Annotated in this window: 12 protein-coding genes; all 12 read right to left on the reverse strand. The window is 73.5% G+C overall.

Annotated features, from left to right (window positions below; all coding sequences use genetic code 11):
* Positions 1-246: 246 nt before the first annotated feature.
* Positions 247-1755 carry a DUF4157 domain-containing protein gene (locus tag VFW71_13790; GenBank protein HEU5003828.1) on the reverse strand — a complete coding sequence of 503 codons (1509 nt, stop codon included), beginning with the start codon at positions 1753-1755 and terminating at the stop codon, positions 247-249.
* 250 nt (positions 1756-2005) lie between these two features.
* Positions 2006-2803 carry a hypothetical protein gene (locus VFW71_13795; GenBank protein HEU5003829.1) on the reverse strand — a complete coding sequence of 266 codons (798 nt, stop codon included), beginning with the start codon at positions 2801-2803 and terminating at the stop codon, positions 2006-2008.
* Position 2804: 1 nt separating this feature from the next.
* Complete coding sequence (locus tag VFW71_13800) at positions 2805-4358, reverse strand: DUF4157 domain-containing protein (protein ID HEU5003830.1); 1554 nt, start codon at positions 4356-4358, stop codon at positions 2805-2807.
* A 14-nt stretch (positions 4359-4372) separates the two neighbouring features.
* Positions 4373-4876, reverse strand: coding sequence for a hypothetical protein (locus VFW71_13805; GenBank protein HEU5003831.1), 504 nt, complete (start codon positions 4874-4876; stop codon positions 4373-4375).
* Between the two features lie 37 nt (positions 4877-4913).
* The gene (locus VFW71_13810; protein ID HEU5003832.1) at positions 4914-8132 is read right to left on the reverse strand and encodes a DUF6519 domain-containing protein; all 3219 of its coding nucleotides are present in this window, start codon (positions 8130-8132) and stop codon (positions 4914-4916) included.
* Positions 8133-8143: 11 nt separating this feature from the next.
* Positions 8144-10168: a hypothetical protein gene (locus VFW71_13815; GenBank protein HEU5003833.1), complete on the reverse strand. Its 2025-nt coding sequence runs from the start codon at positions 10166-10168 to the stop codon at positions 8144-8146.
* Positions 10165-12873 carry a putative baseplate assembly protein gene (locus VFW71_13820; protein HEU5003834.1) on the reverse strand — a complete coding sequence of 903 codons (2709 nt, stop codon included), beginning with the start codon at positions 12871-12873 and terminating at the stop codon, positions 10165-10167. Before VFW71_13820 ends, VFW71_13815 begins: the two co-directional genes overlap by 4 nt.
* Positions 12870-15359: a baseplate J/gp47 family protein gene (locus VFW71_13825; GenBank protein HEU5003835.1), complete on the reverse strand. Its 2490-nt coding sequence runs from the start codon at positions 15357-15359 to the stop codon at positions 12870-12872. Before VFW71_13825 ends, VFW71_13820 begins: the two co-directional genes overlap by 4 nt.
* Positions 15356-15760 carry a GPW/gp25 family protein gene (locus VFW71_13830; protein HEU5003836.1) on the reverse strand — a complete coding sequence of 135 codons (405 nt, stop codon included), beginning with the start codon at positions 15758-15760 and terminating at the stop codon, positions 15356-15358. Before VFW71_13830 ends, VFW71_13825 begins: the two co-directional genes overlap by 4 nt.
* Positions 15757-16089 carry a hypothetical protein gene (locus VFW71_13835; protein HEU5003837.1) on the reverse strand — a complete coding sequence of 111 codons (333 nt, stop codon included), beginning with the start codon at positions 16087-16089 and terminating at the stop codon, positions 15757-15759. The genes VFW71_13830 and VFW71_13835 overlap by 4 nt, the downstream gene beginning before the upstream one ends.
* The gene (locus VFW71_13840; GenBank protein HEU5003838.1) at positions 16089-16661 is read right to left on the reverse strand and encodes a phage baseplate assembly protein V; all 573 of its coding nucleotides are present in this window, start codon (positions 16659-16661) and stop codon (positions 16089-16091) included. The genes VFW71_13835 and VFW71_13840 overlap by 1 nt, the downstream gene beginning before the upstream one ends.
* Positions 16662-16663: 2 nt before the next feature.
* Entirely contained in the window at positions 16664-17791 is a 1128-nt protein-coding gene (locus VFW71_13845) for a hypothetical protein (protein HEU5003839.1), read from the reverse strand.
* Position 17792 lies beyond the last annotated feature (1 nt).

The raw sequence follows: 17792 nt of genomic DNA on the forward strand, positions 1-17792 counted from the left end.
GCCCTTTAGGCATCCGGCGTCCTCTCCGGCAACCCTCCGGCGGGGTGCCGGACCTGGCCGCCACGGCCGCGTCGGTTCACATTCAGCCTGCCTGTGCCTCCTGCCACCGCCCCGCGGGCGCAGGGGTGCGCCTCCCAAGGAGCATCGGCGCAGCGACTGGCAAACTGTAACGCTCTACCGGTCGATGTGCCCAACTTGCATCGAACCTGTCGGCTCCCTGAGTGGATGTGGGCAGCCTGGCCCACCCTATGACCCGAGCAGGATCGTGCGCACCGCCTCGGCATAGGCCTTGATCTCCACCTCGCGGGCCGACCGGGCGGCGCCCCGGGCGTACTCGCCGATCTTCTTGTTGTCCGGCGGCTCGACGGTGAAGATGCTGATTCCGCGGGCGGAGGCGTAGTCGCCCAACGACACGCCCGGGTCCTTGGCACCCCCCCACCGGGCGTAGTTGGCCTTGGTCGATGCGCCCTTGAAGTTGCCGGCGACGGAGGCGTGCGTGGCTGCGCGACCGGGCAGCGCGGCGGCTGGCTTGGACGCCCGGGCCTCGATGAGATCGGCGGCGCCGAGCGCCAGCCGCTCGTCCCGCTGGTCAGCGGCGTGCTGCAGGCCCGCCCGCCGGGAGCGCACGAGGCCGGGCGGCGCGTTGGCCTCCGAGGAGTCGGGATTGATCCCCCGGGCCTGGGCGGCCGCATCCTCTTGGGCGGTGAGTGCCCGGGTGTCGTAGGAAACGCCAGCGGCCTTCGGGTCCCAGGTGCCGTGGATGCTGATGATCCGCTCGGGCATGAACCGCTCCATGAGGTGCAGGAGCATCACGTTCTCCCGGCGGATGTCCTTGCCGAGGGAGTCCTTCGGTGGGCTGCCCGCGTCGGCCAGCCCCATCGAGGGGCTGGGGAAATTGCGGTTGGGGTGGGCGCCGGGGCCTTCCCGGTCCCGGTAGGCGGCGTCATCGGGGAACAGGTCGGGCACGATGACCGCCGACATCTCGGGCTGGTTGCCGGGCGCCGAGAGGTCGGCGATCAGCTGCTCGGCGACCTCGACGCCCTGCACCTCGGTGCCGTGCACGCCGGCAATGACCAGCGCCCGGCGGTTGGTCCGCCCCGCCACGTAGCGCACGGTGATGCTGCGCGGCTTCGTGGAACCGGTGCCCCGCGGCCCGGCCCAGCCGGCGGTGGTCCCCAGCTCTCGGGAGCGGACCTGCTGGGCCAGCGCGATGTCCTCGGCGCGGCCGCCGAGCAGGTCGTTGATGGCCCGGTCCAGATCGGGGTCCCTGACCGCGACATCGGCCCCACTCAGCGCCGCCAGCACGCTGGTCAGGGTGGCAGGCTGGCCCGCTGCCGCCCGCACCCGGTCCGACAGGGGACTGCGCTGGATGGTGCCTGCGGGCACCACGCCGGGCGCCACCGTGCCACCGGCGACGACACGCCCGGCCTGGGCTTCGAGGGCACCAGCGACGGGACCCACCCACCGCGGGCTGGCCGGGCCCCCACCCTGCTGGACGACGTGGGCCAGCTCGTGGGTCAGGAGCCTCTGCCCGGCCGCGGTCGAGAGGCCGGGCGAGCCGGCCCCGAAGACAATACGCGTGCCGGCGGTGTACGCCTCCGCCGCCAGCCCCTGGGCGGACCGGGCCGCCCGCTCGCCCCCGTGGATCCGCACCGCCCCGAAGTCCCACTGGAAGCGGCGCTCCATGGGCGCCCGGACGGTGGGATCCAGGGGCTGGCCGGGGGTGGCCAGGACCTCCCGTATGTCCGCGACCACGCGGGCTGCGCGGTATCGGCGAGCTAACTCGCGGGAGTTTCCCGGGGCGAATTTCGCCGGTGAATCCCCGGACTCGGTCTTGCCAACACCGAGGCTTTCTGCTAGCATCCGGGGCACCTAAGGTAGGGTCGCAGTGGGGTTCGAATCCCTAAACCGTTGTTCCTGCGAAGCGGGGGCGCCACAGAGGGCGCCCTTTCGCTTGTCTGAGCCCAAATTCGACCGCCTACCGCAGCCCCAGTCCAAGAGGCAATCACCGGGCTGCCCGCAGGACGGGGTCCGGGAGGATCCAGGCCGGCTGGAGGTAGGTCTCGCCGGAGGGCGACACCAGCGGGAGGGCTGCCTCGATGAGCACCGCCACCGCCTCGCCACCCCCGGGATCGAGCCATTCGAGGGCGACCGATTCCTCCTCGCCCGGCGCCAAGGCCAGGCCGACGTCGAGCTCGGCGGCTTCCAGACCCACCAGCCGGGGCGGGAGGGCATCGGCCCGGGCGACATCAGCCCGGCTCACGGCGGCCCCGTACGCCCGCCTCCGGGAACCGGCCTCGTCCCCCCCGAAGGCGAAGGGCTCAGCCCCCACCGAGGAGAGCCGCACCGCCACACGGGCATCGTCGGCCAGCAGGCTAAGCGACCCCCGCAACACGCGCACCGGATGGCGCCGGCCCTCGGCCACCAGCCGCTCCACCAGGCGCAGGCAGCCCTCGACCGCCGGCGGCCGGGCCAGCGCATTCCATTGCGCCTCAACCCCTTGCGCCGGCATCCCGGGCTCTGCCGGTGCCCAGACGTGGAGGTATTCGATTCCGGAATCCCGGGTCGCCGCCGGCAGCGCCTCACCGCCTCCGGGTCGCCATGTCAGGAGCTCGGCCAGATCGTCCCGGGCGATGCGCCAGGCGTAGGTCCCGATCTCATCGAAGGGGGGATGGCGGGGCCACCCGCTCGCCACCGTCAAGCGGGCGGCGCCACCGGCCCCGACGGTGAGCAGCATGAAGCTGGCCGGGGCGGTGCCGCCCTGGACCCCCCAGACGACGGGGCGCTCGGCCGAGACGAGCACCTCAGTGCACCTCGAGGTGGAACCCGGCCTCGCCGGGCTGCAGGTTGGCGTTGAAGGTCTGCAGGACCAGCCACCCGTGGCGGAGCTCCGCCCTGCTGGTGGCCGAGTGCCTCCCCATCAGCCCGATCGCCTCCCGCCCGCCCTCTGGCGTTGGTTGGGTCTTCGTCCCGGCCGGGAGCCCCTCCTGGCTGCTGCGCCGCCGCTCGGCGGGGTCGGCGACCATGGATGCTGGGATATCCGAGGCGTGAGCCGGCAGGCCGTACTCGTCCGGGTTGCCGACCATGTGGCCGAATTCGTGCGCCACGGTGTCAGCGCTGTCGCCCACCCACCAGTGCGTGACATCCGCCCGCTGGTAGGCCGTCCCGTCGTCCACCTCAACGGTGTAATCCGGCCCCTCGGCCACGTCATGGACGAACATCGGGACGAAGACCACATCGAGGTGCGTCGTGCCGTTGGTGGCGGTGAACCTTCCGTTCCAGGCCTGCTGGATCCCGCCCCGCCACTGGGTCATCTTGGCATCGGACGGGTAGTAGGTGCCAGTGGCCGGCGGCTTCTTGACCAGCAGGATCCGCACCAGGACCCGCAGCTCCCGGCTGGTGCGCTCCAGGCTGAAGCTCACCGTGCCCCCGTAGGGCAGCAGCCGGGGCGCCCCTCCCCCGGTGGGCCGGTCGAAGTGTGCCTCGTGTGTCGTGGTGGTGATCCCGGTGGCGCTGACCCTGCGGTCGTCGAACACCGAGAGCACCCGGTCGTGGAGCGGGTTGCCCCGCAGCTGCTCGTCGAGCATCTGGCGGGTGCCGGGCACCTGGGCCTCGTCGCGCAGGTCCCGGTTCGCCCGCACCAGGTCCAGCACCCGCTGCATCTCGCCGAACGAGGTGGCCATGTAGAGCTGCGACACGTCGGCGGGCCGCAGGTTGCCGAACTTCAGGATCAGCAACACCGTCCAGTAGGCCAGCCCGCGCAGGACCCGGTGCACCTCGGCGAGGAAGGCGGTGTCGCCCAGGAGTGCCGCCTTCGTCGCCTCGCTGGTGCGCCGCAGGCGGTTGAGGAAGTCGATGGCGTCGCTGCGGCGCAGGGCCTCCAGGATGGACTCCCGCGCCTCGGCGAGATCCTCCAGGCGGTGCAGGGCCTCCTGCGGCGTCTCTTGGTAGGGGTTGGGCGCCAGCTCCGGGGGTGGCGCCGTCTGGGGCTGGCGGGCCACCTCGCGGGGGCGCGCCCCGGTGCGCTGCTCCACGACGTGGCCCAGCTCGTGGGCGAGCAGCGCCCGGCCCGCCGATGTCGCCGGAGCAAAGCGCCCGGGCCCGAAGACCACGTGCTCCCCCACCGTGAAGGCCACCGCTCCCAGGCCATCGGCCGCCGCCGCCGCCTCGGGCGACCGGTGCACCCGGACCCGGCCGAAGTCGTGGCCGAGCCGGCCCTCCAACGGGGCGCGGTCGTGCACCGCCAGCGGCTCGCCCGGCGTGCTGACCGCCGCCTCCGCCGATGCCGGCACCGGGCTGGTGCGCTCGGGGATGGCGCCAGGCCCCGGCGAGGCCGCCTCGGCATGTGCCTTCTCCACGCCCGCGACCCGCCCTATTGCAAGGTGATCAGGCTGGCGCCCACCCAGGCGGTCTGGCGGGGAGCGCCGGGGGCGTCGCCGGGGGCCAGGTCCCGGATCACGAGGTACTGGATGCCGCTCCCGTCGTCGGGACTCGGCCGGAGCGCCACCACCGCCCCGCCCGGGTCAGCCCCGGCCGCGGTGGCCACCGCCCGCCGGGTGGGGTTGAACCAGACCGCGGGAGCGCCCTGCTCGGCGGCCGACACCCGGGAGGTCACGCTCCCCCGCACCATCAGGTCGACCACCACCACCAGGCCCACGAAGCCCAGCACCCCGAGCCACAGGATCTCCTGCTGGCCGTGGGTCAGCCCGGACAGCGGCCCGTCCCTGCCGAACAACTGGTTGGACGCCGCGGTGATCGCCGTGGCGACCACGCCCACGATGGCCGTGATCTTCGTGGCGTTCAGCGGGCCGGACTTGACGGCGTCCTGCGCCCCGGCAGCGCCCGAGAACATCGACGTGAACCAGTTCTTGCTCATCGTGCCTCCTCCCTGACCGTCGCCCATCCCGCCGCCCTCACACCATCACGCCGTTGTCCACCCGCAGGCACTGCGGAGCGTCGATGAACGGCGTGGGCACGACGGGGGGCACCGCTTGGGTGGGCCAGAACGGGCCGAGGGTGGCCGCCCGGCTGGCGCGCTCGATGGCGTTGTCCGCCACCAGCCACACCGGCCCGAAGTGCTCCGGGTTCAGGTAGCTGACATCCCCCTGGGGTTGCGCCCGCCTGCCGGGTCCGCTGCCGGTCAGGGGCACCACCCGGATGCCCATGGCGAAGCCGGTGACGTGGTTGTGGCGGATGATCGCCCGGGCGCCGAGGTAGCCGACCACCCGGATCCCGTCGGCATGCGGGGGCGCCGGGATGCCCGCCGGGGTGAGCGTCAGCCGGTTGCCCTCGACCTGCAGGCTGGCGGCGCTGCCCACGAAGATGCCGTAGCGGCTGGACTTGACCGCAACGTCGTTGGCCTGGCAGGCGATCACATTGCCTGAGATCCGGACGGTGCCCATGTGGTCGGGCGTGCGCTGCTTCGCCGCGGTCTCCGCCGCCGAGCCCTTGTGGCTGACCCCGACCGAGATGCCCATGAGGACACCCGACACGGCGTTGTTGGCGATGTGCAGGTCGGTGACCGCCCGTCCCCCCACCACGATCCCACGCCCAGCGAGCGCGACATGCTGGTTCAGCGTATGCAGGATCGCCGAGAACCCCGACAGCCCGGCCCGGGCCGCTGGCGTCGTGAGGATGGCGGTCGCCGACTTCTTGACGAAACGGATGGCGTCGTTGGCGGTGGCGAAGGTCTTGGGCGCGCTGGTGGTGAGGAACTGCTGCCACGAGGTCTGCAGGCCGGCGTCGGCCGCGATCTTGAGGGTCTGGTTCCCGACCGCGAGGGTCAGGGCGGCCTTCTGGAGGCTGGCAACCGGCGCGGCCAGGATCTCGGCCTCCAGTGCCGGCTGGGCGGGGGCCGGCGGGGCGGCCGGCGGGGCTGGTGCGGGCACAGGCTTGCCGACCACCGGTGCGGTGGCACTCAGCGCGGGGCTGATGTCGGCTGCCGCCTTCACGATGGGGGCCGTGGGGGTCACGCCCCGCCCGGGCGCCGGCTGAGCCGGTGGAGCAGGGGGCGGCTGGGCCGGTGGAGCAGGGGGCGGCGGAGCAGGCGCAGCGGGCGGGGCGGGCGGGGCACTGCCCGGCGCCGCCAGGGTGACCGACGACACCAGGTAGCTCCGGGCCACCGCCAGGTACCCGGCATCGGCCAACCGGTTGGCCAGCGTCGTGCGGGCCAGGTTCGGGTCCACGGCGATCTCGTTGTCCTGCAGCGTCGCCCGCTCCTGGTGGGAGAGCTGGATGCCCACCTGCATCTCGCCGACGTGCAGCCGGCAGCCCGTGATGCGGGCGGTCCCGGCCCCGGTGGCGGCGTTGGCGGCGTTCTCGGTGCTGAGCACGCTGACGCAGGCCGCCCCCCGGGTCCACACCGCGCTGCCGCAGCGCAGCCAGCACGCCTCGACAGCCACCTCGGCGCAATCGGCGAAGCCCAGCACCCCGTTGATGCCGGCCAGCCGCCCCCGCCCGCTGCCGACGGTGCGGGTCTCGGCGTAGAGGTCGCGCACCGCCACGCTGGTGCAGCCGGTAAAGGCCATGACCGACTCCACCGCGGCGTCGGCGGCCACCACCCTGGTCCCCCACCCCGCGCCGTTGACCCGGATGTGCCCGGCGCCGCTGATCTGCACCGGCTGCGACACCGGGAACAGCCCGACCGGGAAGCAGATCTCGGCGTGGAGGCGGACGCCCTTGGCGGCCGACTGGAAGTAGGCCAGGATGGGCTGCTCCCAGCCCGGCCCGGGCTTGACCACGATGGTGCACGGGCAGTTGTTCTGGTCCGGCAGCCCGGTGAGCGGCGGGAAGGGGGTCCGGCAGTCCACCGGCTCGGGGGCGGAACCCAGCCCGGCGAAGGTGCCGGCGGGCAGCGTCCCGGGCGAGCCCGGGGGCACGGTCACTTGGACCAGAGCGAGCTTGGCGTAGTGGTGCTGGATGCCCAGGGCGGGGCGGTAGACCGGGTTGCTGGCGGCGTCCACCGGCCACTCCACCGAGCCCTGCTGGACGCTGGTGGCGGTCCGGGCGGGGATGACCCAGTAGTCGCCGGTGCGGTAGGTGCCGGCGCCGAACTGCACCTGCACCCCACCTTCCAGCTCGATCGGCGCCGCCGTGGACACCGGGATGTCGCCCGCGGCCGAGACCGTGACCCCGCTCTGGTCCCAGCGCCGGAGCTTGGGGTGCAGGGCCAGCGTCACCACCGGGGGCGCCCCGGCGACCGTCAGCGAGACGCGGTGCCCGTCGGTGGGTGTCGCCTTGACCTGGTACAGCGTGCCGGGTTCCCCGGCCAGCTCGGTGGCGTCATCGGTCAACTCCACCCAGTCGCCCGCCTGGAGGCCGAGCGTCACATCGTCGTTCAGGCCGGTCACCCAGAAGTCCGGCCCGGTGGCGGTGGTGGCCCCGCCCGACTGGGAGCCGATCAGGCACACCACCGACCCGTTCTCCCGGGACCAGGTGAACGTGGCTGAGGTCTCGGTGCCGGGCGTGTGGATCTCCACCCGGTAGAGCTGGTTCTCCAGGCGCTGGTAGCCGGTGTCGGGCGGCAGGATGCACGGCAGGCTGGCTCCGGGCGGGGCCGCACCGGCGGCGAGCGCCCCGGTCGAGGCGGCGGGCCAAGGGTCCCCCGCGCTGGCGCAGGTCGCCACGGTGCCCTCCCGCGAGGCCACCTTCCCCAGGCGGACCTGCCACACCAGCTTGGCCCGCACCGAGGTGTCCGGCCCGCCGAGGGCGGTCTCCCGAATCGCCGGGTCGTCCAGGGCGGTCACCAGCCGCTCCCACACGTCGAGGTACACGGCGTAGGCCCCGCTCGCCGCCGCCCCCAGGCCGGCCAGGGTCGCCCCGGGGAGGTCGGGCTGGTGGAGCAGGCTGGCCAGCGCCGTGTCGTTCTCCACCAGCAGGCCGTCCACGTAGAAGCGCCCGGAGGAGATCGCCAGGTCGGCGCCGCCGGAGGCCAGGGTGAGGGCGAACCCGCCGTCGCCGGCCGGGTACCCCGCCTGCCCGATCACATCGGTGGCGGTGGTGGCCGCGACGTGGCGGTCGATGGCGACCTGCTCGTTGCCGTCGGCGTCGATCTCCACCCGGCCCTGCTGCATCAGCACGCGCCGGTAGTGCTTGGACGGAGTGAACGTCAGCCGGCTGAAATCCCCCTTCACAGCGGTCCTCCTTAGGTTGCGTGGATGACGCCGGCCTCGAGCCCGATGCGGAGGTACTCGTTCAACCGGTGGAGCAGGTTGCTGTCCCGGGCGGGGTTGAAGAGGGCGTAGAAGACCCCCATCTCGGCCTCGCTCTCCGCCCCGGTACGGACCTGGGAGGGGCAGGCGTCCATGAGCTGCAGGTAGCCGGGCTGGCCGGGCACCCGGCTGGTGAACGCCGGGAGCAGCCAGGCCTCCACCGATGTGGCGATGGCGGTGCGTTCCCCGACGGTGAGCGCCGGGTTGGCCGCCAGAGCGCCCGCCACCCGGGTATCGATCTCCAGGTCCGGCTGGCAGCGGAAGCGCCTCGGCGTCTGGCTCCCGGCGGGGGGGATGAAGCTGTAGCGCACGCAACCCGCCTGGCGCTCGGCGCAGACCACCGCGCCGGTCACGATGCTGTTCTCCAGCAGCGGGATCGTCCGTGCAGACACGGTCCCGAGCACGGTGGAGCGCTGGACGGTCAGGCTGCCTGCCGCCCCGCCCGCCCCTGCCGAGATCGCCGCCGCGCTGTCGGCGCCGGCGTCCACCGCGCTGTCGGCGACGGCGAGCGTCACCGCGTCGTGGACGGCGAGCGGGCCGCTCAGAGTGTGGTCCAGCACCAGGGTCCCGGCCACCGCTGCGCTCGACCAGTCGATGCCCCCGCGCACGCTGCAGTGCTCCAGGCGCACGGTCAGCTGCCCTGCCCCGGCGATGGTGAGCTTGCCGCCCACACCGAGCCCCCGCAGGGTCACGCGGGCGCCGTCGGTGGCGGTGACGGTGAGGCCGCCGGTGAGCACCGGGCGCTGCAGGTCCACCGCCCGCACCACCAGGAGGTGGGGGCCGGGGTCGAGCGCCAGGTCGCCGGCACGGATGCCGCTGTCGTGGACCTCCACCACCTCGTCGGCCGCAGCGGCGACGTCGCCGGCGACGGCGAAGGCCGCCACCGCGGTAACCGGCAACCCGGCTTCCCGCTCGGCCTCGTGGGCGCTGGCGGGGCGCTCATAGTCCCCGCCGCCGTAGTCGCCGCTGAAGGCGTAGCTGTAGTCCACGGTGATCACGTCGCCCGCCCCCGGGGGCTGGGCAAACACCAGGCGCCCCAGCACCGGGTCCACCGCCGCCTCGATCCCGGGTGCGGTGGGCGGCGCCCAGGCGGTGAGGTCGCAGAACCCCAGCTGGGCCGCCGGGAGGGCGGCACCGTTGCGGTAGACCACCACCGGGACCGGCGCCCCGTAGGGCGCGATGCCGGCATGGAGGGGGTAGCGCTGCAGGAAGAAGGGCAGGTGGGCGCGGTCCACCAGGGTGAACGGGGCGACGGGTTCCGGGGGGTTGACCAGGGGCACGTCGCCGCCGAAGGGATCCAGCGTGTAGCGGTTGGCCCCGGCGACCCGGACCGGGTGCTTCGGGTTGGGGTAGGCCTTGAGCCGCCACACGAACACGCCGATGTTGGGGATGTTGTAGCGGCCCCGGGGGGTACCCCTGCCCGCTGCGCCGATACGCCGCACATCGGCGGTGCGGGGTGGGCGGTCGAACGCCCCGCCGGTGTCCACCGCGGTCATCGGCGAGCGCACGTCCACGATGGCGTCGCCGGGCCGGAGGTGGTTGCGGACGTACTGGGTGGTGGCCAGGCGGGCGAAGAACTCGACGGCGATGCCCGGCCAGCCGGTGACATCGGAACACAGCTGCTCCAGCATGGCGAGGGTGCCCTTGCGGCGGCGGAGCCCGATGGTGTCGGCCACCTCGGCCCGCGTTGCCGCCACCGTGCCGGCCGCCTCGGGCGGGGCCAGGGGGCGCAGCGGGGTGTAGCCGATGAGGTCGCCGATGTAGGGCACCACCCAGGGGGCGCAGGTCTCGATGAACTGGTCGTCGTAGAGCTGGTCAAGCCCGGCGTCCACCACCCCGGCCTGCTGGGCGATGACCTCGATGAGCGCCCGGAGCGCGCCCCCGCCCGCGGTGGCGTCCCGCAGCCGGATGAACGCCGGCAGCAGGCCGTAGATCGCCTCGGCGTCCATCGCGCTCACTGGGCCACCACCACCCCGGGCAGCGGGCCGGTCTCCAGCGTCAGCAGCTCGGCGCCGACCAGGCCGGAGAGGCCGACCGCCGGGGGCCGGGCGGCCACCGCGTCCAGGACCGGGATCCCGAACAGGCCAGAGAACGCGCCGGTGCGGTGGAACGCGGTGAGCCTGACCGCGACCACCCCGGGCACGTCCTGGATGCAGGCGAGGACCTCGCTGCGGAACACGTGCTGGCCGAAGGCGCGCCGGTCGAAGGAGAACGTGGCGGCCAGGGCGGCCTTCACCGCCGCCCGGACGTCGGCCGCCACCCGGGCGGGATCGGGGGTGACGGTGGCGGCCACCGTGAAGGTGGCGGGCACGAAGTCGCACAGGCTCACCGCCAGCGTGCCGTCGCCTGCGTCCCGCATCGCCTGCAGCAGGCTGGCGTACTGCCGGGTCCCCGGGACCACCGGCGCCGCCCCCGGCCCGGCCACTGTGACGCACACGACCGACCGTGTCCCGTCCCAGATGAGGTCGGCCCGCGCCTTGGCGATCCCGGCGCTGGCCGCGGCGAAATCGGCGGCGTCCTCGAGGGACACGATGCGCCCGAGCGCCTTCACCGTGATCGGGGCATTGCCCCGGGCCTGGTCGATGGTCTCCGGGTCGGCGCCACCCGATGAGGCGACTGGGTTGACCACCGCCTTCAGCCCGAGCGGCCGGCTGAGCGGCACGCTGATCTGCCCCGCCCGGACCAGGCCGGCGGTGCCGATGCCCCGGCGGTACGTCGCCTGGATGTTGCCCTTGCCCGTCCCTGGCCGGGCGCCGGTGACGCCGTCGCCGAAGCGCACCCAGGTGGCCCCGTCCGCCCCGGTCAGGACCGTGTACACCCGGTCGGTGGGGCCGCTCCCGTACAGCCAGGGGACTTCGCTCCACGCCACCCCGTCCACCCGTACCACCAGGGTGGACGCCGCCCCGGACGGGCTGGTGTCGCTGACGTAGGTGAGCGGCGTGGACTTGAGGGCGAAGCGCTGGAACGCCCGCGACCCGTCGCCGCTGCCCAGCAGCTCGGTGACGGACTCGCCGTGGGTGGCGGGCGCCACGTTGGCGTTGATGGTCACGCTGGCCCGCAGGTAGGTGCCCGCCAGGTTGGGGCTCAGCGCCAGCACCGTGTAGCCGTCCACCAGGCTGAGACCGGTGATGGTGGCGACCTCGGAGGTGGTCTCGCCGGTCCGGTCTGCCCGGACGCCGGTCACCGCCACCGCCTGGCCCACCGCCAGGGAGAGGTAGGCGCCGTCCAGCATGAGCCCGCCGGGCTCCTGCACCGGGTCGAGCACCACCTCGGCCACCGGGTACTCGGCGGTCTGCACCAGGATGCGCGTGGTGCGCAGGTGGAAGCTCGACGCCGGGAAGGAGCCGGCGAGGCGGATGCTGGTCAGCTTGCCGGACAGCAGGTATGCCGCCCGGCTCAGCACCGACACCCCGGCCACGGTCAGGGCAGCGGTGGCGGACCCGTCCACCAGCACCACCCGGTCGCCCACCACCACGGGGTACGTGGTGTCCAGGTCCACCCAGGGCAGGCCGGGCGCCGGGATGGTGGCCAGCGTGTAGCCCTCCCAGTCCGGCGGGGCGGGAGAGGGGAGGTTGATGGTGGCGTGGTTGGGGGCGTTGTGGCCGAAGATGGCGGCGTCGGTCCCTAGGGCGAAGACGCGCACCGGGGCCGTAGAAATCGGCGCGGTCCCTCCCGGAGGCATGCGCAGGGCGTTGATCCGCCCCTCGAGGGCGTCCAGGCTCCAGCCCTGGGCCAGGGCGAAGGCGGTGAGGTCGCCCTGGTCCTGCCAGAGCCGGCCCTGCACGGCCCCCCTCACGAACGCGTCGCCCAGCCGGCTGCCGGCGGCGGCCGAGCCCGGCGCGGTCGGCAGCGGCTGGACCGCCTGCGCCTGGCCGGCTTCGAAGGCCACCAGCGTGGTCTGCGACCCGGTGTCCTGCCCGACCGCGGCCACCCGCTGCAGGCGGGAACTGCCGCCGGCCACCACCAGGAGCATGTCGCCCGCCTTCACGGTGCTCAACAGGCCCTGGAGGCGGACATCGGCCGAGGCGTTGTCCGCCACCGCGGCGGCGGGCCGGGTCGCCCGCAGCCGGATCGCGTTCCATGCCGACCGGGCATTGATCGGCATGGCGGTCTCGAAGGTGGCCGGCTGGGCCCCCGGATCGGGCACCGACTGCGCCCGGGTGCCGGCGTCGACCAGCACGGCGGGCGGCCCCCCGGGGGGCGGGGTGTTCGGCCCGGGTGGCAACGCCAGCGGGGTGTCGATGGTGAAGGCGAGGTTGGTGGAGGCCGCCAGCCCCGGGCGCAGCTTGTAGCCGATCAGCTTGGCCAGCTCGCCCACCGAGAGCCGTTCGGTGGCGGTCCGGAGGTAGCTCTCGTTGGCCAGCCGCTCCTGGTAGAAGGTCAATATGTCGCACACGACCGACCATCCGTCCAGGAGGGCGATCGTGAAGTCGTCGTCGCTGCGGGTGCGCAGCCCGGCCAGGGCGGGTTCGGTGGACAGGGCGTCCAGCAGGCTGGCCTTGAACTGCGCCCAGGTCCCCGAGCGGTAGGCGAGGGCCCCCAGCCCCGGCCGGTTGCCGATCGGCGCCGGCGTCTCGGCGGTGATCCCCTCGCAGGCACCGCAGGGCTCCCCGTTGGCAACTCGGATGGGAAACCGGGCGGGCAACCCGGTCGGCCCGCTCACCGGCCGCCCGCCACGCTGAGGTCGAAGCGGCCCCGCTCCGGGAAGTTGGGGTCGTTGTCGAGCAGGAAGAACTCGAGGCGTTCCGGGGTCAGGACCCCCTGGGCCAGGCCGCTGCCCCCCGGGCGGTCCTGGCGCTCGAAGGCGGTGACCTCCACCGACCGCACCCCGTCCACCGCCTGGGCCGCGGCGTAGAGCGGGCTCAGGTAGAAGGGCTGGCCCAGGTTCAGGCGGGCCGGGTTGAACAACCCGGGCGAACCGTCGGGCAGCGTGCCGGCGCTGAACACGTCCCGCAGCGCCTGGCGCACACCGGCGGCGACATAGCCGGGCTGCACGCAGACGTCCATCGCGACGTGGAGCGGAACCCGGACCCCGTCCTCCACCTCGAGGTCCACGCCGGCCATCCGGTAGCCATCGAGGTAGGCCTCCAGCCCGGCGATGAAGCCGGCGTCGAGCGCGGCCTGGGCGTCCCGCTCGACGGTGATGAACATCGTGTGCCAGCTCCCGGTCCAGCGCAGCGTCGCCTCGGCCCGCTGCACCCCGGGATAGGCGAGGGTGCGGGCCCGGTAGTCGGCGGCGGTCACCGCCCGCTGCTGGGTGAAGAACGCCGCCGGGGCGCTCTGGCGGACGTGCTCGATAGGCTCGGGATCGACCCCGCCCCAGGCGGGCATCGGGTTGGTGACGCCCAGCACCCCGGCCGGGACCCCGGCGGGGAATCCGGTCCGGTCCAGCAGGGTCAATGCACCCCGGGCCACGTTGCCGGCGGTGCCGTTGCCCACCCGGTAGGTGGCGCAGAACCCGCTCCCCGGCTCAGGCTCCAGCCCGTTCACCCCGTCGCCGAACAGGAGGTAGGCGGTGCCGCCGGTCTCCACCTCGGGGACGAACACCGGCGTCAGGCCGGTCACACTCGTCTCCAGCAGGCTGGGCACCGGGGTCCAGGTGATGGCCTTCGGGTCGGCCTTGACCGCGGCGCAGTCCGGGTCGTTGCCGCTCATGAGGACGACCTCGGGCACCGGGGTCCCCGAGGTGGCCGATGCCGCGCTCGCCGGCTGCGAGGTGCCGGGGACGGCCCGGGCGAAGGTCACCGGCCCGTTCGCCAGCGCCGGGCGGAAGCGCCCCGCAGGCGGGACCACCCCGAGCCATTCCGGCCCGGTGGACAGCGGGTCCGCGGCCCCGCCCACGCTGCGCCCCTGGTCGGCAAGCACGATGTTGCCCCACGCCTCGGCCACGCCCGTGATGGCCTGCTCCTGGTGGGCGGCATCGGCGATCGAGGCCACGCACAGGGGGAAGGCCAGGGCGTCGCCCGGGTGCCAGTCGATCTCGGTGATCGCCGTGCCGGTCACCGGGTCTGTGGCGCTGGCCACGGCGGTGACCCGCACCGCTTGGCGGTGCCCCGGGTCGGCGTCCGCCGGGCTGCCGGTAAGCGGCCCCTTGACCTCCGCCAGCACCAGCACCATGCCGGGGGCCAGCTTGCTGTGCGTGCCCACCAGGGTGGCGTGGGTGGCGCCCACCGCCAGGCAGGCGTGGGTCTGGCTCCAGGCATAGAGCACCATGGCCTGGTGCTCGGCGTACAGGGCCGGCGATGCGCCGGCAGTCTCGAAGAAGACCGCACCGGCGTCCACCGCCGCCCGGTAGGTGGCCGTGTCATGGGTGAGCTGCGCCGGTGCGCCCGGGAAATCGGTGGCGCACCGGGTGCCGGGGGGGAGCACCGACCCGTCGGCGGCGCCACCCGGGTCCACCAGCACCCGGAGCCACGCCCGGGCGTTGCACCCCTCCCCCACCGGGTAGTCCACCAGCCGGGCATGGCGGCGCACCGACGTGCGCAACCGGGCGGTACCGAGGTAGGCCTCGGTGGCGATGACGTCCTCCCGGTAGCTGAGCTGGTCGCCCACGTACGCCAGCAGCTCGACCAGCGCCACACCCAGATCGGCCGGGTTGCGCTCCGCCCACCGGGGGGCCAGCAGGGCGAGGCGGTCGCTCAGCACCTGGACGAAGCCGGGGTAGTCCTTGGCGAGGTAGTTGATCGGGGGCGGCATCACCTGCTCGGGCGGGCACGCCGCCTCCGGGGCGCAGTCGAAGTCGCCCGCGCACTCGATGTGGAAGACGAAGTCGGCCGAGGTGGAGGCAGGGTCGAAACCGTCCGGGGCTCCCGGTGCACCCGGTCCGGCGACGATGCTGAGGGTGTAGACCGAGAAGTCCCCAGCCCGGTCCACCACGACATCCATCTGGTCCGGCGCCCCCGCCCGGGGAGTGGCGGTCAGGACCCGGATGCCCGTGATGCGCTCGCCCCCGGTCACCTGGAAATTGGGCGCCGCCAGCGCCTTCGCCGGGTCGGCGGGGATTGCACCGTCGCCCGGAGGCGATCCCGGGAGGGCGAAGACGAAGTGGACGACGAGGACGGTGTCCGAGGCCGGGTCGACCTCGACGAAGTCCACGCCGTTGACGGTGCGGGCGAGCACCAGAGCCTGGCGGCGGTCGCCGGTCATCATGCGAGCTGGGCGAAGGTTGCCGTGGTGGACTCGCCGGTGCTGCGCACGGTGTAGCTGACGCTGACCCTCAGCGTGCCCTCGGAACGGTCGATGGCCACCGAGGCCACCTCGATGAGGTCGCCCAGCCAGGACTGCAGCGATCCCTGCACCAGCATCTGGAGCGTGGCGGCGAGCTGGTCGGAGTTCGGGGCGAAGGCGAGCTGCAGCAGGCCGCTGCCGAACGTCGGCCGCATCACCCGCTCCCCGGGTGCGGTGAGCAGCACCTCCTCGATCAGGTCGCGCAGGTGCTGGTCGGCCGGGGTCTCGGCGCTGCGCCCCCGCCCGTCGGTGCGCAGTGGGGCGGCGATGGGTGCGGGGCCGGCCAGGCCGCCGGCCAGGTTGCCGGCCAGGCCGCCGGTCATGTCGCCAACGCCCTGGGCTGGGTGGACACCACGGTGACCGGGCCGTTGGGCACGCCGTTGGCGGCGATGCACAGCCCGGCGCTGGCCTGGGTGATGGCCGGCTGCCCGGCCACCAGCGCCCGCACGGTGGGCGTGATCCACTGCACCAGCACGCACGGCTGCGGGACACCTCCCGGGGCGAAGGCGCAGCCCGCCACCAGGTACTGGTCGCCCACCAGGGCCACCGGCATGCCGCTGGCCAGCACGCGGGCGTCCGCGCTGATGGTCGTGACCTGCCCGCCGTGGGGGCAGATGGCAACCGCCCCGGGGTGGAACAGCGGCCCGGCCATCAGGTCACCACCAGCCCGGCGACGTTGATGGCGACCGTCGGCCCCACCAGCGTGATCGTGGCCCCCTGCCCGTTGGACAGGTAGATGCCGGTGTCGTTGACGATGATCGCCGCCCCGGTGGTGGCCTTGAGGATGATGCCGCCGCCCGGCCCGGGTACGTCGTTGACCACGATGCCGTTCTGCAGCGTGGTCGAGAACGTGAGCGACGAGAGCCCGGGCGGCGAGAGGTGCACCAGCGCGGGCAGCTCCGCCGCGCTGCCCCAGAAGCAGCCGGTCCAGATCGGGTAGTCCGGGTCGCCCTGCTCGAACTCGACCCACACCCCCGCCCCGATCGACGGCACCGCCAGGAACCCCGCCTGCAGCCCCGCGGCGGGCACGCACGGCATGCACCACGACGTGGGCAGGAGCGACGAGACGTCCGGCACCAGGGCCATGATCCGTCCCATCTGCATCGGGTCCACGTTGTTCAGGACGGTGCCCCGGTACTTGCCGTAGAACTTCTTGCCGCTGGCGCCGGCACCGGTCGCTGAGCCGGATTCCGGGGCGGCGCCGTTGCCGGTCGGGTCGGCCACCGCTACACCGCCACCGAGGGCAGGGTGGACACCATGCCGTTGCGCCCGAGGGTGAACTGCTGGCGGTACTGGCCCCGCTGCAGGTCATGCGTGACGCTGGTGACGTACCAGAGGCCGTCGAAGGCGGTGCCCGCCCCCCGGACGCCCACCAGCTTGCGGGCGGCGAGGACGCTGCCGTAGCGCAGCACGTCGAGCGACCCGGTGGCGGTCACCGCATCGGCGGCCTGGGCGTTCTTGGCGAGCCCGATCAGCAGCGCCCGCACCGGCGGCAGCTTCGCCACCCCGTCGATGATCGGGAAGTGCTTGGGGATGGGGGGCACCGCCCCCAGCGGCGGGCTGAGCGGGTTGATGTCGGGGATCGGGATGGGGATCGGTGCCTTGGTGATGGGCTCCTGGATGACGAGGATCGGCAGGGAGGTGTCCTCGTTGCTGAACGAGAAGGACAGCGACTCCACGTTGCTCGAGGCATCGGCGTCGATCCCCAGGGCGGGCTGCACCGGGCCCCAGCGGATCGGCGGCCCCCAGTAGGCGACGCTGGTGCCGATGGCCGGGCCCGGGTCCAGGTAGAAGGTGTAGCCCACCAGCGCCGCCAGGCGCCGGATGTGCTCCAGGTCGGTGCCCTGCTGGCGCAGGATCTGGATGGTGGGGATGGTCACGTCCAGCATCACGCTGGGGATCACCATCGGGATGACCCCGAAGAGGGCGTACTTGCTGAGGGCGGTGAGCACCTGGAGCTCGGGCGGCATGGCCGGGTAGGGCAGCCCGGAGAAGTCGACGTAGTCCATCACCCGGGAGAGGTCCTCGCCGGTGATGGTGAGGGTGGTCATGCCGTCCTTGACGTCGGGCGCCACCCGGTGGTCGGTCATCACGCCGTCGATGAGCACCGTGGTGGATCCCGACACCGTCACTGCCACCACCACCCGCACCAGCGGGATCGACACCCCGGCCCCCAGCAGGAAGAGGGTCTGCAGGGGTGACTGGACGCTGATACGGAAGACCAGCTCGAAGCCGCTGGTGCCGGTGGCCTTGGAGATGACCTTGACCGACACCAGGGCGTCGAGCACGTCCTTGGACACCGGGACGGGCTCGGCCGGGCCGATGAGCAGGCTGAGGTGCACCCCGGAGAACATC

This window comes from Actinomycetota bacterium (assembly GCA_035765775.1).
Taxonomy (GTDB): Bacteria; Actinomycetota; CADDZG01; order JAHWKV01; family JAOPZY01; genus DASTWV01.

Bases quoted from the DNA above. Each gene is read 5' to 3' on its own strand.
- VFW71_13805 (HEU5003831.1), bottom strand. From the start codon at position 4,876: ATGAGCAAGAACTGGTTCACGTCGATGTTCTCGGGCGCTGCCGGGGCG.
- VFW71_13825 (HEU5003835.1), bottom strand. From the start codon at position 15,359: ATGATGACCGGCGACCGCCGCCAGGCTCTGGTGCTCGCCCGCACCGTC.
- VFW71_13830 (HEU5003836.1), bottom strand. From the start codon at position 15,760: ATGACCGGCGGCCTGGCCGGCAACCTGGCCGGCGGCCTGGCCGGCCCC.
- VFW71_13835 (HEU5003837.1), bottom strand. From the start codon at position 16,089: ATGGCCGGGCCGCTGTTCCACCCCGGGGCGGTTGCCATCTGCCCCCAC.
- VFW71_13845 (HEU5003839.1), bottom strand. From the start codon at position 17,791: ATGTTCTCCGGGGTGCACCTCAGCCTGCTCATCGGCCCGGCCGAGCCC.